The following is a 23,072-nucleotide window of genomic DNA, read 5'->3' as shown; positions in this document are numbered from 1 at the left end:
TCAATTAATTCTTCATCCAGATTCTGTGCTTTGCTGAGAACGACCCATTTTTTAACTTCTCCGTTGTCGGAAACGTAATTAGGCTCCTTTTTAATTTGATTTTCAAGAGTTTGATAGAGTTTCATGGTGATTAATTTATTGAGCCAAATTTATCATCTCCTTAAGCTTCCACATTACGGATTTCCGTAATTCCAATAAGTTTGAAATATCATTTTAAGCTTCTGAATTTTCTCCACATCTTTTATTATTAAGAAAAATATCCTAAAATATCAAACCATCATCAAACAGCAATATTCCTCAGCCGCGAAATAACTATCTTTGCACCATGGAATTAGAATCTATCTACGAAAAACTGCAGATTCAGGACATGAATCAGATGCAGAAATCTACATACAAAGCAACAGAAAACAATCAGGATGTTGTTCTGCTCTCTCCTACCGGTTCGGGAAAAACACTGGCTTTTTTATTTCCTGTGCTGAGAAATTTAAAGAAAAACAGTTCTGGAATTCAGGCTCTTGTTCTGGTTCCGGCGCGAGAACTGGCTTTACAGATCGAGCAGGTTTTTAAAGCGATGGGAACAGATTTCAAAGTTTCCGTGTGTTATGGCGGTCACGACAAAAAAATTGAGGTAAACAACCTGATTGAAGCTCCGGCTGTATTAATCGGAACACCGGGAAGAGTGGTTTATCATCTGAGAAATAATAATTTTGATCCGAAAACCATCCAAACGCTGGTTCTGGACGAGTTTGACAAAGCACTTGAGCTTGGTTTTCATGATGATATGGAGTTTATTTCCAATTCATTGAAAGGATTGTCTCAGAGAATTTTAACTTCCGCAACAGCAATGGACGAAATTCCTGCATTTACCGGATTAAAAGATGAAAAGATTATTGATTTTTTAAAGCTGAGCGAAGCAAAACCCGACATTCAGTTTAAAAAAGTAATGACTACGCCGGAAGAAAAGCTGGATACGTTATTCAATTTAATCTGTAAAATCGGGAACAAAAGAACTTTAATTTTCTGCAATCACCGAGAAGCAGTTGACCGGATTTCAGAGCTTCTCCGCCAGAAAGGAATCGACAGAGAAACCTTCCATGGAGGAATGGAACAGGATGAAAGAGAACGCGCCCTGCTGAAATTCAGAAACGATTCTGCAAGAATTTTAATCACTACCGATCTGGCTGCAAGAGGATTAGATGTTCCGGAAGTAGAATCGATCGTTCATTATCAGTTACCGCCGAAAGAAGATGCTTTTATCCACAGAAACGGTCGTACAGCAAGAATGAACGCGAAAGGTTTTGCCTATCTTATTATGACGGAAGATGAAAATTTCCCTTTCATCAAAAATAATACACCGGAAGACAGCGTTGCCGGATTTACCAGAGTGCCGGAAAAAACGCCTTTCCAGACCGTGTACATCAGTGCCGGAAAAAAAGACAAAGTGAATAAAGTGGATATTGTTGGCTATCTGCTGAAAAAAGGAGAACTCCAGAAAGAAGATGTCGGCTTGATCGAAGTAAAAGACACAACTTCTTATGTTGCCGTATCGAGAAATAAAGTCAACGCACTGCTGAAAAAACTTGCCAATGAAAAACTGAAGGGCAAGAAAGTGAAAATGGAAGTGGCGTATTAAGATTGAGGTTAAGGTTTAGATTAAGGCTGAGATTAAAACACAACGCTTATCTAAACCTCAACCTTAAATTTATCTCACTCCTCTTACCCGTGTCGGTAAAGTATAAACAGATTTTGAAGCGGTGATGAACAGAACTTCGTTATTTTTCCCTCCGAAAGTCACGTTAGAAGTCCAGTCTTCTTCGATGGGAATATGATAAATCTTCTTCCCATCTCTGTTGAATACATGAACTCCTTTTCCTGTCAAATAAAGATTTCCGTGCTTGTCTAACGTCATTCCGTCGGAACCCATTTCGCAGAAAAGTTTTTTCTCGGATAATTTTCCTTCGCCCAAAATATCATAAACATATGTTTTTCCGGCATCAATATCCGAAACATACAATTTTCTGAATTTTTCGCTTCCTACCACTCCATTCGGCTGTGTAAAGGTTTCAAGTTTGGAAATCTGTCCGTCTTTATTTCTGTAGTATAAACTTTTATGCGGAGTTTCCTGCTTAAAATTCACCCAGTAATCTCGTACATACAGAGGATCGGTAAAATACATTCCGCCAAACTCGTCATTCCAGACATCATTCGGTCCGTTCAGTCTTTTTCCTTCAAAGCCTTTCAGCAGAACCTGTACTTTTTTATCTTTTGAAATTTTCCAGATTTCACCCTGATCATCGGAACAGGTGATTAAATTATCATCTTTATCGAAATGTGTTCCGTTGGCTCTTCCCGTTTTATTCATGAACTCAATCACTTTATTGGTTTTCCAGTCCCAATAATAAATCTTATCATTCGGCTGATCCGTGAAGTACACATTCCCTTCTTTATCCGAGGAAGGACCTTCGGTAAAACTGAATTGATCCGAAACTTTCTCGGGCTTTACATCTTCATAAAACATTTTAGTGGTATTTACTGATTGACAGCTATATACTGCTAAAATCAAACCAAGCGAGCCGGTTTTTAAAATATTTTTCATTCCGCACAATTTTTAAAGCAGGCAATTTACGATATGTAAAATGAGATTCAAAGTTTATTTTCTCTTTTTGATTAAATAAAAACCAAATCCAAAATGTCCGAATTGTACTATTTCAGAAGCAGATCATATTAGTTCAGGAAACAATTATTGCAGAGCTTTGTATCAGTGAAAAACACTATAGGATTTTAGTTAAAAATATCTGGAAATGAGCATTTAAACTTTATTAAATGATTTCAGCCAGCTTTCAGATCAAATCAAAAAGATGAATACACAGAACAGCAATTTTCAGGCTCCGGAACTTTATGAGGAAAGCTTCCGGAATTCCGTAGGAACAATGGACGAAACCGGAAAAAGAAAATGGGTCTATCCGAGAAAACCCAAAGGAAAATTTACCAACTACAGAGATTATGTAACTTATTTGCTTTTAGCGATATTTTTCACTTTACCTTTTGTGAAAATCAACCACAATCCTTTTCTTTTATTGAATGTTATCGACAGGAAATTTTTTATTTTCGGACAGCCGTTTTATCTACAGGATTTTTTCATTTTAGCACTTGGAGCCGTTACTTCTGTTATTTTTGTGATGCTTTTCACCGTTGTTTTCGGAAGGATTTTCTGTGGCTGGCTTTGTCCGCAGACCATTTTTATGGAAGGGGTTTTCCGGAAAATAGAATACTGGATCGAGGGCGACCGTAATAAACAGATAAAGCTCGACCGACAGGAATGGAACAGCGAAAAAATAAGAAAAAGGCTCACCAAATGGTCTGTTTACGCCGTTCTTTCTGTGGTGATTACGAATTTCATGTTCATGTATATTGTCGGTTATGAAGAAGTTTTCAGAATCATTATCGAAGGTCCCGCAGAAAATCCTTTGAAGTTTCTTGCGATGATCTCTTTCACTGCGGTTTTCTATTTTGTTTTTTCTTGGCTGAGAGAGCAGGTTTGTACTCTGGTTTGTCCGTACGGAAGATTGCAGGGCGTTTTAATCGACAAACAGACCATCAACGTTTATTATGATTTTAAAAGAGGTGAAAACCGCTCCAAATGGAAAAAAGACGAAGACCGAAAAGCCGTCGGAAAAGGAGATTGTATAGACTGTAATCAATGTGTCGTTGTCTGTCCTACAGGAATTGACATCCGAAACGGACAGCAACTGGAATGCGTAAACTGCACCGCATGTATTGATGCGTGTGATGAAATTATGGTAAAAGTAGGTCTTCCGAAAGGACTGATCCGTTATGCCACAGAAGCGGAAATTGAAAATCAGGAAAAATTCAAATTTACCGGAAGAATGAAGGCAACAACGGTAATTTTAAGTTTACTGATCGGGTTTTTAGGATTTCTGATGTACGACAGAGGTTCTATGGAAGCGAAATTCATAAAACCGGCAGGATCAACATTTTTCATTAAAAACGGAAAAATTACCAATACTTTTATTTATACGCTTTTAAACAAATCCAACGAAAAGAAAACACTCACCATAAAAGTCTTGAATCCTAAAAATGCAGAAATCAATTTCTTTGGCAATGAAAAAATCATATTGAAAGGAGATCAGATCTTAAAAGGAAATATCAATATTTCTTTCCCTGAAAAAGAAATCCGATTTTCGAAACAGAATATGACGATTGGCGTCTTTGATGAAAAAGGAAATCTGGTAGATTCTTTCGAAACCGTATTTGAAGGTCCTTTTCAATTGGTATTGTAGGTATTTAGTTTGAGTGTTTGAGTGTTTTAGAGAGAAGTTTGTTGGAGTTAATTTCATACCATCAACAAAAATTAAGCTTTATATTTTTTAATAAATTGCGTGGGAGTCATGCCGGAAGTTTTACGGAAGACTCTCACAAAATAGGAATATTCTTCGAAACCAAGACGGAACGCAATTTCCGTAAGGCTTTCATCAAGATACATAAGCATTCTTTTGGCTTCCAGAATTATCCTTTCTGTAATAACATCAGTCGCTGTCTTCTGAACGACAGTTCTGGTAATTCTGTTTAAATGTTTGGATGAAATTTCCAGTAGAGAAGCATAGAAGGCAACGGATTTTTCTTTTGCAAAATGCTCTTCAATAAGATTTTCAAACTGTTGATAGTGTTTAAAATAAGAAATGTTAACCTCAGAATTTTCTTTTCCCAGCTCTTTTGAAAAAGCTCTTGTTGCCTGAATGAAAATCTGTGACATCAGTGAAAGAATAAAACCATCTTTCATCACGTTTTGAAGCTGATATTCTTTTTCCAGCGCACTAAAAAGGTGATTATTTTCCGTTAGTTCCGTTTCAGTAAGCTGTAATTTTCTGGGGAAATTTACCGATCCGAAAAAGGGAAAACTTCTGAGCTTCTGATTGACGTAATGCATTTCATAAAAGTCCTGTGAGCAGAAAAAAATATATCCGTCGATATCCTCAGAAAGTTCCCAACTGTGAATCTGTCCCGGAGACATAAAAAATAAGCTTCCCGCCGAAACATCATATTTCTGAAAATCGATTTCATGTGTTCCGCTTCCTTTGGTAAAGAGAATCGTGGCATAAAAATCATGACGGTGCGGTTTTTCAATATGCCTATGTCCCAAAACCAGATGTTCTTTCATTCGGTTAAAATAAAAATCCGAAGTGTTTTTACCCGGTTGAAAAAGATTGATATGCAGGACAGAGATAGAGTTCAATTTTTTAGAAATTTTTATCCTTCAAAAATAACAAAAACAATAAAACTTCCTGTACTATAAAAATGACTTTTATCCCCTGATTTACAAAGTAAAAAAAGAACTTTTGCCCTCTTAATTTGCTGTGGGATTTAAAAAATTTTTATCTTTGACCATTACGATTCTAAAAATGAAGATAAATTTACCTGATAAACTGTATTATTCAATAGGAGAAGTAGCGAAAGCTTTTGATGTAAATACTTCATTAATACGTTATTGGGAACAGGAATTCCCTATCATTAAGCCTAAAAAGAACAAAAAAGGCAACCGGTATTTCACTCCGGAAGACATTAAAAATCTTCAGATCATTTATCATCTCGTAAAAGAAAAGGGCTATACTTTGGACGGTGCCAAAATCGCATTAACCACCAACAGCAAGATCTCCGAAACCATCACCATCATCGACAGGCTGGAATTTGTGAAGGCTGAACTGCTGAAACTGAAGGAGTCTTTGGCGGAGAGGGATGAGGAATAATTGAATTTTAAAATTACAATAAAAGCTACTTTATGAGTAGCTCATTATTTATTTTGAAATATCATTTTTTTGGAGATAAGCTCCAAACTTGTCCTGATGATATTTCACAACCATTAAAAAGTGATTATCAAAAAATAAAGATATTCAATAGTTTGTAATAATTATAAAAGCTCACATTTATAAATTCAGTTAAATTATTTGGGTAAGCCGGGAGGAACCAATCTTTGAGTTCTTGTACTCAGGGTAGCTAGAAATGCTTCTATCTGACTTATTTCTTTCTCGGTTAAATGTAAAGGTTTCAGCATCGCCGATTTTTTCGAAACCAACTGTACTCCATTGTGTACAGTTGCTCTTTTTTTAGGCGGCTCCGGATTTCCTCCATTGTAAAATGTCAATACATCTCTTAAAGTACCAAAAGCTCCGTTATGCATCCAGGGACCTGTTCTGGTGATCTCCCGCAAAGTAGGCACTCTGAATTTCCCTGCATCCGAAGGATCACCGGTTACTTTATATCTTCCCAAATCTTCCTGTCTGGATCCCAGAAGACCGGTTCCGTCATTCTCAAACTGATTATTGGAAAAATATCCTGAATTATGACAGTTCATGCATTGTCCTTTTGTCCTGAAAAGATGCATTCCGGCAACCTCGTCATCTGTAAATGCATCTGACTGACCATCAATGAATTTATCAAATTTTGTCTGAGGGCTCATTAATGTTCTCTCAAAAGTAGCTATTGCCATTGCAATCTTTTCTTTTGTAACGGTTTTGGTACCGAATGCTCTTTCAAAAAGCGATTCATATCCTTTAATTTTTGCAATCTTGTCTGTTGCAATATCAATATGCTCATTCATTTCTTTATGATCCTGTATGGGCATCTGAGACTGCTGTTCTATGCTTTCAGCTCTTCCGTCCCAGAATAATGATTTCGCAAATGCGATGTTCATAATGGTCATAGCGTTTCTGGTTCCCAACTGTCGGTCATGGCCAAAAGACTGTGTTTTGTTATCCGTCCATCCCAGTTCCGGATCATGACAGGAAGCACAGGCAATCTGGTTGGAACCGGAAAGTCTGGGATCATAAAAAAGTGTTTTTCCGAGGAGGACTTTTTCTTTAGAATAGGGATTATTTTCAGGAAACTTAACTTTGGGAAGGTGCCCGATTTCTGAAAAATGAGGAACAGCAAGTTCGTTAAGCTCGGGCTTCGGCCACAAAGAAGGATCTCCGGAGGAATACAGCTTTCTGATTTTGCTGATAAATGACTGATCCTGAGAAATATCTTTATGTAGCGTGGTTTTACAATTATTAAGTAAGAAAATACTTACACATACAATTAATGTCCAACTCAATGCATTCTTCATTTTTCCTGATAATTTTAAGCAAAATTAATGATTATAAACGGTGATATTTCCACCTTAAGTTTAATTTTGCGTAGGTAATTTTTAATAATATAAATCTTTTTAGATTTTTAATTTTAATTTTAAAAGCAGTTCTTTCCTGAATAAATAACGTTTAAAGTAACATTGAAAATTGATGAATTAAAATATTTCTTCTGTTTATTTTTATTAAAAGTCTGCTTAGCTTAAACTTTTATTTAACCTCAAAAGTCACAAAAGATCTACTATTTTTTTATTTAAAGCTGATCATTATAAATGAAAAAGCTCACAATAGTTTTTAAAAATCTTTGATTTTTATTCTTTTGAGCGCTTTGATTATTCTGGAAACTCGCTTTAACATTTTCTTTTGTCCCTTTTGCGGTTAATTCTGAAATTAGTTTAAACAAGTTTTCATCATGATTCTTACTGTCGCTGTAAAGTTCATCTGTTTTTTCCTGATATAAAAAATTTTGGACAACCGTTTCAACGTCTAACAGAATATGAGAAAGGCTCTAAAAAAAACCGTTATTTAATATCCCGGATTCTGCTGCATAGCAGAATTAACACTTATTGTTGCCTGAGGAATAGGAGCTACAAATTTATTATTGGGATAGGCAGGATTACAGTTTAAGGATATACAGCCATCATTTCTCACAATATTTTTATGATTTCTCATCAGATCAAAGAAATACTGATTCTCAAAAATAAATTCTTTTCTTTTTTCTTCGAGAATGGCATCGAGAGAGATATTGGTAAGACTTGTGAGTCCTGCCCTGTTTCTAATGGTATTGATATCATTAAGTGCCTGTATATTATTTCCTGCATGAAATGCTGCTTCTGCCCGAATAAAATAAGCCAGCGTGAGACGATAGATTAAACTACCGGTTTTTATTTTATATTTTCTTGTAAAGTGGTAAGGAAGAGATACCGATACTCCCGAAATCTTTGTTGCAAGATTTTTGGTTTCAAAAAGAGTTTTTCTTTTATCTGAAGAAGAAAATAGGTTGTAAACATCATGAGAAGCTACATAGCTGGATTTGCTTCCGGAACTTATAAAGTTATAGAGCTGTGAAGCAGGAAAATCATTATTACTGTCATTGGCAAGTTCAAAGATAGATTCCGAGACAGCCCAATTATCCGCCATTTCGTTGCCTGGAGTAAGAGTGTATGAAGAATTTGTAATCAAATCATTACTGTAATTAATGGCTTTTTGCCAGTCTCCTTTCCAAAGGGCAATTTCTGAAGCTAACAGTTTAACCGCATTTGCGGTGAGAAAGTTTTTCTTTAATCCTGCCGGAATTGCTTTTTCGGACTGAAAAAGTGATAGAGCCTGCTCAACGTCATTTTCCAACAGAACAAATGTTTCTGCTGCGGTTTTTCTGGACGGATAGTCTACTCCCACTTTCAGCGGTTTTAAGTTATAAACGATTCCGAGGTGAGAGGCATCTGCTGTGTAGCTGTAATTCTGAGCGTAATATTTATACAACTGAAAATGCGCAAAAGCTCTCATTCCCAATGCTTCCGCTTTTATTTCGCTTATTTCAGAAAGGGTTGCATCTGTTAAATTGTCTGCATACTGCAGAATAAGATTCACATTATTAATAAGCTGATACATATTGCTGTAGAAATAGGCTAGATCACTTTCTGTCTTCTGATCATCAAACTGATATATATTGGAAACTTGGGAATCTATTGAAATATTCCCGGATGTAGCCGGAGAAAATTTGAAATTACCAGACAACAGGTCTCCGTAAGTAATAGCCGGTTCCAGAAAATAGGTGGATCTTAGCTGATAATAGGCTCCGTTTAAAGATTCGAGCATTCCGGTTTTTGTTCCGAGCTGCTCATTGATAGAAACACTCTCAACCGGTTCGTTATAAAGAAAATCTCTGCATGACGATAAACTGATTAAGAATATAATGGTAAAAATTGTTTTTTTCATAATGCTGATAATTAAAAATTAACTTTGAATCCAAAGCTGAATGTTCTCATTTCCGGATATAAATATCTGAACTCTCTGATGCCATTTCTTCCTTCCGGCGATTTTTGTCTGTACCAGTACAGCACATTGGTACAGTCCATAAATATACTTGCAGATTTTATAAAACTTTTTTTAATGACATTAACAGGAAGCTGATAATTAAGGCTGATGTTCTGAAGTTTCACAAAGGTATTATCATAAACATATTTGCTGCTGTTGGCAATAGTTGCCTTGCTTGTAGGTTTATGATTCAGGGCATTATCTCCGGGATTTTTCCAATAATCAAGTGCATTTACACTCATGTTCCTGTTGAAAAGAATACTGTATTTATCTATCAGTTCACCCTGTACCAAAACATCTCCTCCTATTTCAAAATTAACGAGAAAAGACAGCGTGAATCTTTTATAGCTTAAAGAATTACTGAAACCGCCGATAAAATCCGGTTGAGAATTTCCAATGATTGTATAAGTAGAAGAATCCGGCGTGAACTGATTGGCATCTTTCACTTCTCCGTTTACCAAAAACATATCCTGTCCGTTTGCCGGATTTATTGCGAGCCACTGATATCCCCAGATTGCCGATGTTGACGCTCCGATTTTTTGGGCTCTGGCTAGTGATGCACTGGAAAAGCTATCTTCCAAACCCAGCATATCCGTAACTTTATTTTCAACCTTTGAAATATTGAATGAAGTATTCCATCTGAAATTTTTGTTGGAGATCCAGTTTCCGCGCATAGAAATTTCAAACCCTTTGTTGTACATTGCCGCACCGTTAATTTCTGCTGAAGAATATCCTGTCTCCAGCGGAACTTCTCTTGAAACAATAATATCTGAAAGATTATTCCGGAAAACCTCAACGGTAAAATCTACCTTTTTGAAAAAACTGAAGTCCAGACCCATATTCCATTTTTCATTTTTTTCCCACGAAAGAAGCCTGTTGGGAGGCGATGAAGATTCAGGATATGCATAATCGTAATCGTAAATAAATCCGTTTTGAGAAACTGTATAAAGCCCTGAAGAGCGGTAACTTCCTATTCTCGAATTTCCTGTGATTCCCCAAGATGCACGCAGCCTCAGGAAGCTGATGATATTATTGGACTTAAGAAAATTTTCATTCGATAAAACCCATGAGGTTCCTATTGCACCATTGGTAGAGGCATTGGTATCCGGACCAAAAGTGGAGCTTTCATCCCTTCTGATACTGGCAGAAAGAAAGTATTTTTTATCATAATCATAGTTAAGCTGTCCGAAAGTACTTCTCCCCGTATTTTGGCGCGTTAGCGAACTATAGGTGTATGTCTTTCCGATCATAGGTTCCTGATAAGTGGAGTAATCGGAAAAATTGCTTCCTATATGAGCTGTTTTAGAGTCTTTATTCTTTCTAAGTTCAAAACCTGCAATACCGTCAATATGATTTTTTCCTGCGAAGTTTTTCTCATAAGAAATGTGGGCACTCCAGTTCCAGTTAAAAGCATCTGAAATATACAAACGGCTTCTCCCATAATTATTATTTGAAATTCCGCTTTGGTTAAGTCCTGATTTCCAGTCGACATTATTTTTTTTGGATATATCCACTCCGAATAGACTGCTTATTTTTAGCCCTTTTGCCAAATCGTAACTGACATTAAGACTGGAAAGCAGAGAATTATTATCAACATTCAGGATATTCTGATTGGCTGCAGCCAGAGGATTGGGAACTCCGTTATTTCCGGAAAGTGCATAGTCTCCGTTTGTCTGATATATCGCTCTGTCCGGAGCCAGTATAAAATTAAAATATGTATTGGGCTGCTGTTTAAAAAAATTGTTATAGGCAGCGTAAAGATTTATCTTCAGCTTTTTGTAGTTAAATCCCAAAGAAACGTCAATTCCTTTTTTTTCCAGCGAATTGAGAATTTTAGACTCATTGTTTTTTGAATAATCCAGCCCTACCCGATAATTAAAATATTTTCCTCCTCCGCTGGCCGTAAAATTGGTTCGGAAAAAATCTCCGTTTCCATTCATTACCTCGAACCAGTCTACATCTGTTCCGTTCCAGACATAGCTGCCTGTTCCGTTGGCACTGTTATTTTTATTGTAATCGCTGAACACCTGGGCGTACTGCTGCCCGTTGAGATATTTAATTTTATTGATGCTTTGGGAAACTCCGTATTGCGTACTAAATGTATAGGAAGGCTTTCCTTTCTTTCCCTTCTTGGTCGTAATGAGAATCACCCCATTAGCAGACTCTGCTCCATACAAAGCTACTGCAGCTGCATCTTTCAGGATATTGATGCTTTCAATATTATCTGAATTAAATCTTGCCAAAGGATTGATATTCATTTCAGCAATAGATCCTCCGTTAAAATACGAAGCATCAAACGCCATATCTTCTCTGATGATAATTCCGTCAACAATAATCAGCGGCTGTGTTGATGTACCGGTTAATCCGTTCAATGAAATGATACTTCCCAAACCACGGATATTGATGTTTACGGCTTTCCCCAATTCCGTATTATTAACAATCTGAACCCCGGGCGTAAGTCCCATAATCATTTTATCAATGCTTTCAAAAGGCTGAGTTGTTACAATATCTTTTTCGGTTAAACTCACGATAGATCCCACTACCTCTTCCTTTAACTTCTTTGTTCCGTAAGAGGATGTTACAATTACTTCTGTAATCATCTGGGTTTTTACCGAATCGTTATCAGCCTTAAGATCCTGAGCTTTTAAAGACGTCAGTCCACATATCAGTATAGCGCTTGCAATTTTTCTTTTCATTTGGGAGCCAAAGTGTAAACTAAATTTATTTAGAATTAATAAAATTAACACGCAAAAATAATTATTATTCTGTGAAAAGTTTTACACTTTACAATAAAAGAACATGAAAATTATCATGTTTCATCTTAAGTCTCTTTATTTCAGAGCAGAATTATCTTGGTTGAATGTACAAAAACTATGATTTAATTTTTAAATCTGAATACGCTAAAATCAAATTACTTGATAAAAGTGATGAGGCTATATTTTTAATTTTCTGATTTTTTAAATCAAAAAAAGGGCTGGAAAAATCCAACCCTCATCTTTTTTTTTCTTTTAAGCTACCGTAACCCCGAAAAGATGCCCTATTAAAGCCGTAATTCCCATCGCAACCGTTCCCCAGAAACAAATTCTGAGAACGGCGATTCCTATTTTTGAGCCTCCTGTTCTTGCTGAAATAGCGCCCAGAATCATCAGAAATATAATAGAAAAGCCATATTGAAAATACACCATTTCCTTTAAGGGAGCCACCAGTGAAACGATAAACGGCAGTAACGCTCCCAAAGCAAAAGAACCGAATGACGCCAAAGCTGCCTGTAATGGTTTTGCCTGTGTAATTTCATTAATTCCCAGTTCGTCATGAGCGTGAGCTGCCAAAGCATCGTGTTCCGTAAGTTCTGTAGCTACTTTCAAAGCTATTTCTTTGCTTACGCCTCTTTTTTCATAAATTTTAGCCAGTTCCAGAAGTTCAACTTCGGGCATTTCTTCAAGTTCACGTTTTTCGCGAAGGAGATCTGCTTTTTCGGTATCTTCCTGCGAACTTACCGATACATATTCGCCTGCAGCCATAGACATGGCTCCTGCAATCATTCCGGCAAGTGCGGCAAGGACAATCGTATTTCTGTCCGGTGAAGCAGCGGCAACACCAATAACGATACTTGTGGTTGATAACAATCCGTCATTCGCACCCAAAACCGCTGCACGAAGCCAGCCTACTCTGTTTACATAATGTTTTTCCAACTGATGATGCATATGCTTTAGTTTTTAAGTTAAAAAAAATGACTTGCTAAATGTGTTAACAAGTCAAAATTAAACTGATTTTTTATTTAAACCTTAAATTTAACGAAATAATATCAGACTTCATTCCGATGGATTTTGTGTAATGTCCGTATCGTATTTCCAGCATATTCAGTCTTTCTACGCCGAATAAACCGTTCTTCGGACTGATTCTGATTCCTGCCCCATAAAAATGGCTGTCGAATTTGGACAGATCGTAATTACTGGTGTAGAAATCGTCAAAAGCGGTATGCTGCTGATAAGGCGCAAAATATTTAGCTGCAGTCTGCGAATAGTAACGATAGAAAGGACTTACCGAAACAAACGGAGAAATCTTTACAGGCGTTTCCAGACTGAAAGTATTGGATTTCAAGCCCCAATCGTCGGTATAATAACGGTAATACGCTCTCAGAATCACTTTGTCTCCCAAGAAATAATTGGCTCTTACTCCCAAAGGAATTTTAAATCTTTTATCCGGCAAAGCTTCCTGATGAACCGATTTATCATTAAAGTAAACCCTGTGGAAAGGTAAACTTAAATATCCGGTCTGCTGAACTCCATCTGCCAGAAATTCAACCTGAAAATTCTGATTGATGATCTGTGAGTACGCCAGAGAGAAAGCAAAGGTATTTCTTCCGCTGGTTCCGTAGTTTTCGTGTTCGCCGCCTGTGCTTCCGTTGGTTCTCAATTCAATAGGAGCAATGAGTTTTACCTGATCGAGATATGCCTGAAATTTCGCCGTGAACTCTCCCATTCTATTCGCTGTTTTTTGAGAAAACCCGATGTTTGCACCGTAAGATGCATAATCGAATTCGAAAGAGGTAGAAACTCCTGCCATTAAAGTCGTTCCTTTTTCGGTATTTTCGCGGCTCCAGCTTAATGCCGGATAAATTCTGTTGTCTGCATGGGAAGCCGATGAATTGGCTTTCAGATCAATCATATCCGAAGATGCGGAAGTATAATGATCGATCCCGACACTTACATTGAATTTATTTTTGCGGTCTTTTTTATCGTATTTTACCATCGTTACATCAATCGTGTTGGAAACATCGGTCAGTTTTTCTGAACCGATTCCTCCTGTAACGGCAGAATTGTTTCCGTCCTGTTTGTAGTAACTAGAAACTAAATTAGCTTCATCAAAAGTCAGCTTTTTGGGCTGTTCGTTATTTGTGTTTTCCTGTGCTTTTGCATTAAAAATTCCGAAAAGAGCAACAACACTTATGATTATTTTTTTCATTGTAGATCACATTAAATTTTTACCATTCTCTTTTCTTAATTGCATCCGCAACCACCGCCCACTTTTCCGGCATTTGCTCCTGAAGAACCTTCTCTGTAAGACTGAAAGCTCAGTTCGGTCTTTTCAATTGTTCGGTTTCCGAGCACCATTTCGGCATCGTTGAGTTTATTTTTTTCGTATTCTTTTACGGTGGTACAGGAATTCAAAAACGGAATTGTCAATATCGAAAGAACAGCAATTGTTCTGTAATTTAAAGCGTTGAATCTTCGCAGCCCGGCTTGAACGGAGCTCTTTTTGTGAGGAACGAGCAAAAAAGCGGGAGTGGAAGACGGTGAAAGCTGCCCAAATAAATATCCGAAAAGCTTCTGACTGTTTTTTATAAGGTCTGTCATTTGTATTGATTTGTTTTTAAAGTTGATTTAATTGCCTTACTCTGAATCAGATAATGTGTGTTTATTTAACTCAATTTTGTTCTGATAACAAAGCATTTTATTTTAAATTAATGTTTTGAGATGAATAAATTCTATCCTCATCGTCGATGATGATACACTCCAGATGATTGATCTGATTAATCATACCGAGTGCGGCATCGATTCCCATAATACTGACGGGAGTCGCCATTGCGTCGGCAATTTCTGCATTGGGACAAAAAATGGTAACACTTTTTACGCCCGAAACCGGCATTCCTGTTTTGGGATTGATGGTATGAGAATATTTTTTACCATTGATGACCACGAATTTCTCGTAATTTCCTGAAGTTGCGACCGCCATATCCGTAATATTCATATAAGAAAAAGGCTGTTTTGCATTGTCGGGATCGGCGATTCCTACAGTCCAGGGTTTTCCGTCCGCCTGATTTCCCCAAGTCGTTAAATCGCCCGAAGCATTTACAATTCCGGAATGTACATTTCTTTCCTGAAGAATTCTTTTTGCCATTTCTGCGGCATATCCTTTCCCGATTCCTCCAAAACCGATGCGCATTCCTTTTTCTTTGAGGAAAACGGTCTGACTGTCGCGATCGAGAATAATATTCTGATAATTAACGAGTTTCAGATGATCTTTTATTTTTTCAGGATTGGGAAGTTCTTTCATTTCACGGTCGAAATTCCAGAAACTTTTATCGATTCCGCCGTAAGAAATATCGAAGTAACCGTCTGTAATTCTGCTGATTCGTAAGCTTCTTTCAATGAGGTCGAAAATCTCGCGGTCTACTTGTACAGGCTTTATTCCTGCATTTCTGTTGATGAGATTGGTCTGACTATCATCGCTGAAGGTTGTCAGCAGTTTTTCGATTCTCCGGATTTCATCAATAGCGGCGTCAATATGATCGTAAGCGGATTTTTCATCATTACTTACAACGGTAATTTCAAAAGCGTTCCCCATTAGTTTTTGAGGTCTTTTGAATTCTCTAAGCATCTCTTTTCTGTTATTTTTGTTTTTCTCTGATTTCTCTGATTTCTTTACTGAAAGCCAGTGCATTTTCTGAAGGCAGTCCTTCCCAGCTTTTCAGAATTTTCCCTTCGGAATTTAATAAAAGGGTGTACGGAAACAAGCCTTTTTTATTGTATGCATCGGCAAGAGAAGCATTTTCTTTTTTGAGATCCGCAGAAAGCTGATTTTTCTTATTTCTCGGGAAATCGGCATTGATATAAACGATCACTTTATCGGAATCCAGTTTTTTGAAATCTTCTGTTTCAATGATGTTTTTATGAAGCTTGATGCACGGAATACACCAGTCTGAACCGGAAAAATTAAGCAGAATAAGTTCTTTGTTTTCTGCTGCCGTTTTTTTTGCGATTTCCAGTCTGTTTTGTGCGTGGAAACCAAAGGAAAATACAACCATAAGAATGGCTGATACTATTGTTTTCATTACTGTAAAATGTTATAATGATTTTTTAGAATAAATGATGTGTTCTGATTATGATATAATCAGATTGTAAATGGATTAAGAAAATGATTTCGGCGGTTCCCAGACTGATCCTGCGAATCCTTTGTAGCAGAAATCTTCGTCCTTTGAAGGAATCTTATGCGATTTCCGTAAGCGGAAATTTTCCGTTTTTGTTTCAAAATAAAAGCCCGGATTGATCGTAAAAACCAAATTCAGCGGTGCAGAATGAATTACAAACGGCAGTTTTCTGTCTTTACCGTAATCTCCGTCTTTTGCAGGATGATCGTAATGTGCTCTGAAAAACGCAATCAGTGGCATTTCCGGATTAAGCTGTTTATGTTCCCAGTAATGTTCCACCAGAGTAGGAATCTTCAAAAGCTGATACAGCTCGGTTGTAGAAACCAAGAATAAGGATAGTAACAATATGGAAACCAACTTTTTCACCTAATCAAAGGTATAAAATCTTCTGTTAAGAATGATTTTAAATTAATCCTGATTATAACGCTAAAATATTCAATAAATTGTTCAGCTTTAGTTTATTGTTTAAATTATAAATTTGTTTAGAGGCTGCTTAGATTTTATTTTTACCATTAAGAGAATTAAGGCTTTTAAGCTTAAAAAACTTAATAAAAATCAATTTATTGATTAATTCATTACAATCAACTTAACTACCTGAAATTCTTAATATTAAATTTAAGAATAAACGAGTTTATTTAATTTAGAAAATTAAGAAAATCTATAAAACTTTTATTTAGCAATATTAAATAAGCTCTTAAATTAAAGTTGTTTAAAGCAAAATTTTAGAAAACTCTATGGAGTTTTATCTGTGTAGAAATCATATTAGCAGTACGTTCGGCGTTCCGTAGGAACGCTATCTTTAGAACATTTATCGTATTACAGATATCAATCCTACGGATTGATTGATACACTTATTCTTGTTTCTACACAGATTCTGCACCTAAAGGAGCAAAGCTATTTTACTCTAAGCTACTTCAAAATTTCACTTCATCTTTTTTACTTTTGCGGTTAAATAAAAAGTTTAAACAGACTCTATATATTTAACTGACGATTGATTATATCAAATTACTTTAAACTTAATATTTTATTCTTCTTCCTCCGTATTTTTAAGTTTCATCAAAAGCGTATAGGCATTTTTGGTCACGATCTTTTTATTCTTAAAATCATCAGAATTGAGAATCTGGATAAAACCGTTTTCCGTTTCGCCTAAAGTCACCGGAGTCAATCGGTACGTCTGCTTTTTAACCTCAACAAACACAAAGTCTTTGCCTTCAAAATTCACGATGCTTTCTTCCGAAACCGCATTGGAAAAAGAGGTGCTGGTTTCAATTTCGGCGTTCATATACATTCCCGGAACGAGACTGTGATCGTATTTATCGAAATGGCAGTGAACTTCCGCCAAGCCGCCCTGACTGATATCTTTGCTGATGAGAAGGATTTCCCCGTAATATTTTTTGCCCGGATCTGCATTGGTGTACGCTGCAAAACGCTGTCCTTTTTTCAGGTTTTCCAGATCTTTTTCGTAAACTTTAAGATTCAGGTGAATGTCATCGGGATTGATGAGCTCAAAAAGCACATCCGAAGGATTTACATATTTCCCGATATTCACATTCACTTTGCTTACAAAACCATTGATTGAGCTGTACACCGGAACGCTTTTCGTAATGTTTCCCGATTTTAAAGATTCAGGATTGATATTGATGAGTCTGAGCTGCTGTGCCAATGAATTCATTAAAATTCTCTGGCTGTTCATTTCAGACTGAGCGAGCTGCATCGCTTTGTCGCTGCTTGCCTGACTTTGGTTCAGGGTTTTCTGACGGTTATAATCCAGTTCTGCAAAATGTGCTTTGGATCTTGCCATTAAATAATCCTGCTGAAGCTGAATGAATTGCGGATTTTCGATCACGGCAATCACCTGACCTCTGGAAACCGGCATTCCCGGAAGAAGATTGCTGGATTTCAGATAACCGCCAAGCGGAATGCTTACTGAAACCAGATTTTGCGGCGGAACATCGATCATTCCGTTTAATTTCAGGGTTGAACCGATATTCTGTAACGAAAGTGTGGTTGTTTCTATCGGTGCATTTCTTAACTGTGCATCGGTTAAAGTCACTACATTTTCGTCTTTCGGGAGGCTTTTTTCCTGCTTCGGAGCTTCTTCTTTTTTACATTGAATGAATACAAAAAAGCTGATTAATAAGGTATATATTGAAATTGATTTCATTTTTTTACGGATTTAAAGTAAGGTATTCCAGTTCAATGGCACTTTGGTTAAGTTTCCAGACTGCATCGGTGTAATTGTTTTTAAGCTGTACCGCCTGATTCACGAGGATCACAAATTCGAGGTAATTGATTTCTCCGCCGATAAACTGTCTTTTTGCCGTTTCGGTAATGACATCTGCATTTTTAAGGTCGGAACTTTCATATTTTGAAACAATTTCCAGATTGGACTGATAGATTTCTCTGGCTTTTCTAAGCTGATTCTGAAGGTTGAATTCCGCGTTTTTCAGTTCACTTTCTGCAACAGACTGCGCAACTTTTGCAGCTTCAATTCTCGCTTTCTGACCTCCTGAAAATATCGGAAGCGAAACACCGACCTGAACCGAATGAAACTGGGGTGTTGCATTGTAGAGTTTATCATCCGGTCCTAATCCTTTAAAACTGTTCAGATTGTACGCCAATTGCAGACCGGGAAGCATTTTCGCTTTTTCCAGTGCGATCTGTTCTGTGGAAATATTTTTCTGCTGTTCCCAGATTTTAACCAAAGGATGATCCGCCAGTTTTTCGTTTAAAGAATTGGCAAACGATTTTGAATCTTCGGGAATGAAATCTGTCTCCGTATTCAAAAGCCACTGAAACTGGATCTTTAAAACGGCTAATTCCTGCTGCAATTGTTTTAACTGAATTTCTATCGCCGATTTCTGGCTGGAAGCGGTTGTTTTTTCCAGAATATTGCTCTCCCCTGCTTTCAGTCTAAGGCTCGCTTTGTCTGAAAAGTCGGTGTACAGTTTCAGGATTTCATTCAGCAGTTTTTCTTTTTCTTTCCAGTACAGAATGTTGTAAAAGGTAAGGCTGACTGCTTTTTTAAGTTCATATTCTTTCAGGGAAACATTCAGCAAAGATTTTTTCCATTCTTCGGTGTATACATTTTTCTGCTTTTTATACACTGTCGGAAAAGCAATATTCTGGGAAACGCCAAATTTCATATCGTTGTATGCACTGTTGATCTGTCCGTAATCGAACGTTACACCAGTCTGCGGAATGTCATTAGCCGATTTTATCAAAGCTTTAGAATATTCCGATTTCAGCTTTTCGTTTTTAAGATTTCTGTTGTTTTCCAGTGCGGTATTGATCGCAGTCTGAAGATTGATTGGCGTTTGCGCTTTCACTCCGAATCCTGCAAAGCTGAACAGCAAAATGAATACAGCCGTTATATTTTTGTGATTATTTTTCATATGTAGATATTTATTGTTTTTTAAAGGTCATATGTAATCGCGTTTTCTTCATAGGCGTTTGCGTTTTCCAAATGATGGCGATTTCATTTTAAATCCTTTTTCAATGGTTACATAAAGAAGCGGCAGTACAAAAAGGGTAAGAAAGGTTGCAACGAGCAGACCTCCGATCACCACGGTTGCCAACGGACGCTGAACTTCCGCTCCGGCTCCGTTGCTTAATGCCATCGGAATAAATCCTAAAGATGCCACGAAAGCCGTCATCAGAACCGGACGAAGTCTGGATTCTCCGCCATCAATTACAATTCTTACGATATTCCGGATTCCACTTTTGTATAATCTGTTGAATTCTGAAATGAGAACGATCCCGTTGAGAACAGCCACTCCGAAAAGGGCGATGAACCCTACTCCTGCACTGATGCTGAAAGGCATTCCTCTCAAAGCCAGAAGAAATACGCCGCCAATAATTGACAGTGGAATTGCGGTGTAAATCAGCAGACTTTCTTTCACCGAGCCGAATGCTAAAAACAACATCACAAAAATAAGCGCCAAAGCAACCGGAACGGCAATCATCAGACGCTGTTTTGCATTGTTCAGGTTTTCAAAAGAACCTCCGTAAGTCATATAATAACCTGTCGGAAGTTTTATCTCTTTGTTGACTTTAGTCTGAAGTTCTTCCACGATGCTCTGAACGTCTCTTCCTTTGATGTTAAATCCAACGACAATTCTGCGTTGTGCATTTTCTCTCTGGATTTGGTTAGGTCCGTTTTTTACTTCAACTTTTGCAAGCTGGGAAAGCGGAATCTGGTTACCAAAAGGAGTCGGAACGAGCAGATTTTTAATATCATCCACATTTTTACGAACTTTGGAATCGAGACGAACGACCATATCGAAACGTTTTTCGCCTTCGAAAACGAGACCTGTACTCTGACCTGCGAATGCAGCATTCACAATCCGGTTGATATCTGAAATGGATAAGTGATATTGTGCAATAACAGGACGGTTGTATTCTATGGTTACCTGTGGCATTCCTGCAATCGGCTCGATGTAAAGATTCTGAGCTCCGTCTACAGTTTCGATTATTTTCCCCAGTTTCTGGGCATTCTGAGAAAGAACGTCCAGATCATCTCCGAAAATCTTCACCACGACATCCTGTCTTGCTCCCGTCATCAGTTCATTGAAACGCATCTGCACCGGAAACTGGAAACTTACCGTTACACCGGGAACATCCTGCAGTTCTTTGGTCATTTTTTCTGCCAATTCAGGGAATGTAGAGGCAGAAGTCCATTCTTTTTTATCTTTCAGAATCACCATTAAATCGGCGGCATCCATCGGCATCGGATCTGTAGGAACTTCGCCGCTTCCGATTTTTGTTACGACTTTTTGTACTTCAGGAAATCTTGATTTCAGAATATGAGCTGCCTTCTGTGTACTTTCAATGGTTGTATTCAGATTACTTCCCGGCAAAACTCTGGTTTCTACGGCAAAATCTCCTTCTTCAAGGGAAGGAATAAATTCTCCTCCCATTCTGCTGAGAATGAAAATTGCCAATACGAAAAGTACAGCCACGATGGAGAATACCATTTTCGGAACTCTTAAGATTTTAAGCAGTGTTTTCAGATAGAGTTTCTCTACTTTTTTCATCATCCGGTCTGATAAGGTTGGCTTTGAATTTCTTTTTCTCAACAGCAAAGAGCTCATCATCGGAATGTAAGTTAGCGACAATAAAAATGCGCCTAATAAAGCGAAAGCTACAGTCTGAGCCATTGGCTTGAACATTTTCCCTTCAATTCCCTGTAAGGTAAGAATGGGAAGATAAACAATAAGGATAATGATCTGACCAAAAACGGCACTGTTCATCATCTTTCCGGCAGAATCGATAACAATGATGTCCATTTCTTCTTTTCCAACGGAGAATATTTTTTTGAATTTTGAATTATGACTGAACTGATGCAGGACGGATTCTACAATAATGACTGCACCGTCGATTATCAGACCAAAGTCCAATGCACCGAGACTCATCAGGTTTCCGCTGACTCCAAAAAGATTCATCATACAAATGGCAAAAAGCATTGCGAGCGGAATTACGGAAGCCACGAGCAATCCTGCGCGTACATTTCCGAGGAATAAGACCAGTACAAAAACAACGATTAATGCGCCTTCTGTAAGATTTTTCTCTACGGTTCCTATGGCGTTGTTTACCATTTTGGTACGATCCAGAAATGGTTCTATTACTACTCCTTTCGGAAGGGTTTTCTGTATCTGGGCAATTTTTTCTTTTACGTTTTTAATGACCTGATTGCTGTTTTCGCCTTTCAGCATCATCACCACTGCTCCGGAAACTTCTCCCTGATCGTTGAACGTCATTGCACCGTATCTTGTGGCAAAGCTGGTTTTCACGTCTGCCACATCTCTTATAAACAGCGGAATTTCATTGGTTTTGGAAGCAATCGCTATATTTTTAATGTCTTCGATATTTCCGATGAGACCTTCGCTTCGGATGTATAAAACGGTAGGACCTTTTTCGATATACGCTCCTCCTGTGTTTTGGTTATTGGTGTTTAATGCATCAAAAACATCGTTGATGGTGATTCCGTAAGCGTTTAATCTATCGGGATTGACGGCAATTTCGTATTGTTTTAATTTTCCTCCGAAACTGCTGACTTCGGCAACGCCTTTTACACCGAGAAGCTGTCTTCTCACGATCCAGTCCTGAATGGTGCGAAGTTCTGTAATGTCGTATTTTTTCTCGTAGCCTTTTTCGGGACGGATCACGTACTGGAAAATTTCGCCTAAACCTGTGGAAATAGGACCTAATTCGGGGGTTCCGATTCCCTGCGGAATCTGGCTCTGAACCTGCTGCAGCCTTTCTGCAACCTGCTGTCTTGCCCAGTATACATCGACGTCATCCTCGAAAACGATGGTAACGAGCGATAAACCGAATCGTGAAAAACTGCGGATCTCTTTTAATCCTGAAATGTTATTGTTCGCCTGTTCTATGGGAAATGTCACAAGTCTTTCGATGTCTGTTGCTCCAAACGAAGGAGCAATGGTGATGACCTGAACCTGATTGTTGGTAATATCGGGAACGGCGTCGATCGGAAGTTTGGTGACCTGATAGGAACCAATGCCTATCAATCCCAAAATCAACAGCGCAATGATGAGTTTGTTCTTTACAGAAAACTCAATGATTTTTGTAAGCATAATGTTTTGTTGAGCTTATTAGCAGATGATAGATAACTAGGTTATAGATAAATATCTCTATTTGAATTTACTATTCTAGCAAATGCTTATGAATAAATAATAATGGTCTGATACCAATTAATGCCTGTTTTAAGCACTGAAATTTATACTTTTTGCAGCCCGAAGTGCCTCATTCTTTTACCTTTAAATTTTGAATCGGCGAATCTCGTTCCTCGATTTGAGTGGAGCTCTTCGTTGGAACAAAAAAGCGGGAATCCTTCGACAAGCTCAGGATAAACTTCTGGCGGATTAAGCTGCCCAAATAAAAACGTGTATAAAATTTACCAATAAGTATCAGAAATCTCCCAAAGTAATATTTGAGAGGAA

At 37.6% G+C, this 23,072-nt stretch carries 15 protein-coding genes and 1 pseudogene; 3 read left to right on the top strand and 13 right to left on the bottom strand.

Going from position 1 to position 23,072, the window contains the following annotated elements:
* Nucleotides 1-325 precede the first annotated feature (325 nt).
* The gene (locus H6W52_RS15250; protein ID WP_116099877.1) at nucleotides 326-1,633 is read left to right on the top strand and encodes a DEAD/DEAH box helicase; all 1,308 of its coding nucleotides are present in this window, start codon (nucleotides 326-328) and stop codon (nucleotides 1,631-1,633) included.
* A gap of 69 nt (nucleotides 1,634-1,702) precedes the next feature.
* Here the strand turns inward: H6W52_RS15250 and H6W52_RS15245 are convergent, their stop codons facing one another.
* Nucleotides 1,703-2,596 carry an SMP-30/gluconolactonase/LRE family protein gene (locus tag H6W52_RS15245; protein ID WP_116099876.1) on the bottom strand — a complete coding sequence of 298 codons (894 nt, stop codon included), beginning with the start codon at nucleotides 2,594-2,596 and terminating at the stop codon, nucleotides 1,703-1,705.
* A 262-nt stretch (nucleotides 2,597-2,858) separates the two neighbouring features.
* On the opposite strand from H6W52_RS15245, the gene ccoG reads away from it, so the two are divergent.
* Nucleotides 2,859-4,301 (top strand): cytochrome c oxidase accessory protein CcoG, encoded by a 1,443-nt coding sequence (gene ccoG, locus H6W52_RS15240; protein ID WP_116099875.1) that lies wholly within the window; start codon nucleotides 2,859-2,861, stop codon nucleotides 4,299-4,301.
* 71 nt (nucleotides 4,302-4,372) lie between these two features.
* On the opposite strand, the gene H6W52_RS15235 is transcribed toward ccoG, so the two are convergent.
* Nucleotides 4,373-5,254 (bottom strand): AraC family transcriptional regulator, encoded by an 882-nt coding sequence (locus H6W52_RS15235; RefSeq protein ID WP_116099874.1) that lies wholly within the window; start codon nucleotides 5,252-5,254, stop codon nucleotides 4,373-4,375.
* A 166-nt stretch (nucleotides 5,255-5,420) separates the two neighbouring features.
* On the opposite strand from H6W52_RS15235, the gene H6W52_RS15230 reads away from it, so the two are divergent.
* Entirely contained in the window at nucleotides 5,421-5,765 is a 345-nt protein-coding gene (locus H6W52_RS15230; protein ID WP_076392608.1) for a MerR family transcriptional regulator, read from the top strand.
* A 194-nt stretch (nucleotides 5,766-5,959) separates the two neighbouring features.
* Here the strand turns inward: H6W52_RS15230 and H6W52_RS15225 are convergent, their stop codons facing one another.
* The 11 genes and pseudogenes from H6W52_RS15225 to H6W52_RS15170 form a co-directional block, all read right to left on the bottom strand.
* Complete coding sequence (locus tag H6W52_RS15225; RefSeq protein ID WP_087711115.1) at nucleotides 5,960-7,123, bottom strand: cytochrome-c peroxidase; 1,164 nt, start codon at nucleotides 7,121-7,123, stop codon at nucleotides 5,960-5,962.
* Nucleotides 7,124-7,667: 544 nt separating this feature from the next.
* Nucleotides 7,668-9,080 carry a RagB/SusD family nutrient uptake outer membrane protein gene (locus H6W52_RS15220; protein ID WP_087711117.1) on the bottom strand — a complete coding sequence of 471 codons (1,413 nt, stop codon included), beginning with the start codon at nucleotides 9,078-9,080 and terminating at the stop codon, nucleotides 7,668-7,670.
* Between the two features lie 11 nt (nucleotides 9,081-9,091).
* Nucleotides 9,092-11,875, bottom strand: coding sequence for a SusC/RagA family TonB-linked outer membrane protein (locus H6W52_RS15215; RefSeq protein WP_116099595.1), 2,784 nt, complete (start codon nucleotides 11,873-11,875; stop codon nucleotides 9,092-9,094).
* 312 nt (nucleotides 11,876-12,187) lie between these two features.
* A complete protein-coding gene (locus H6W52_RS15210) occupies nucleotides 12,188-12,883 on the bottom strand; it encodes a VIT family protein (protein ID WP_087711121.1) in 696 nt (231 codons plus the stop codon).
* Between the two features lie 70 nt (nucleotides 12,884-12,953).
* Entirely contained in the window at nucleotides 12,954-14,144 is a 1,191-nt protein-coding gene (locus H6W52_RS15205; RefSeq protein ID WP_116099596.1) for a DUF3570 domain-containing protein, read from the bottom strand.
* 35 nt (nucleotides 14,145-14,179) lie between these two features.
* Nucleotides 14,180-14,383 (bottom strand): DUF4266 domain-containing protein, encoded by a 204-nt coding sequence (locus H6W52_RS15200; RefSeq protein ID WP_087711541.1) that lies wholly within the window; start codon nucleotides 14,381-14,383, stop codon nucleotides 14,180-14,182.
* Between the two features lie 250 nt (nucleotides 14,384-14,633).
* Complete coding sequence (locus H6W52_RS15195; protein WP_116099614.1) at nucleotides 14,634-15,560, bottom strand: FAD:protein FMN transferase; 927 nt, start codon at nucleotides 15,558-15,560, stop codon at nucleotides 14,634-14,636.
* A 10-nt stretch (nucleotides 15,561-15,570) separates the two neighbouring features.
* Nucleotides 15,571-16,014: a thioredoxin family protein gene (locus tag H6W52_RS15190; protein ID WP_116099597.1), complete on the bottom strand. Its 444-nt coding sequence runs from the start codon at nucleotides 16,012-16,014 to the stop codon at nucleotides 15,571-15,573.
* Between the two features lie 75 nt (nucleotides 16,015-16,089).
* Entirely contained in the window at nucleotides 16,090-16,455 is a 366-nt protein-coding gene (locus tag H6W52_RS15185; RefSeq protein WP_228457589.1) for a hypothetical protein, read from the bottom strand.
* A gap of 679 nt (nucleotides 16,456-17,134) precedes the next feature.
* Nucleotides 17,135-18,274 (bottom strand): efflux RND transporter periplasmic adaptor subunit, encoded by a 1,140-nt coding sequence (locus H6W52_RS15180; protein WP_116099599.1) that lies wholly within the window; start codon nucleotides 18,272-18,274, stop codon nucleotides 17,135-17,137.
* Between the two features lie 4 nt (nucleotides 18,275-18,278).
* A pseudogene (locus H6W52_RS15170) lies at nucleotides 18,279-22,706 on the bottom strand (CusA/CzcA family heavy metal efflux RND transporter).
* Between the last annotated feature and the right edge of the window lie 366 nt (nucleotides 22,707-23,072).

It is taken from the genome of Chryseobacterium sp. C2(2020) (assembly GCF_014218915.1).
Classification (GTDB): Bacteria; Bacteroidota; Bacteroidia; order Flavobacteriales; family Weeksellaceae; genus Chryseobacterium; species Chryseobacterium mucoviscidosis.
This window is presented reverse-complemented; position numbering and strand designations above follow the sequence as displayed.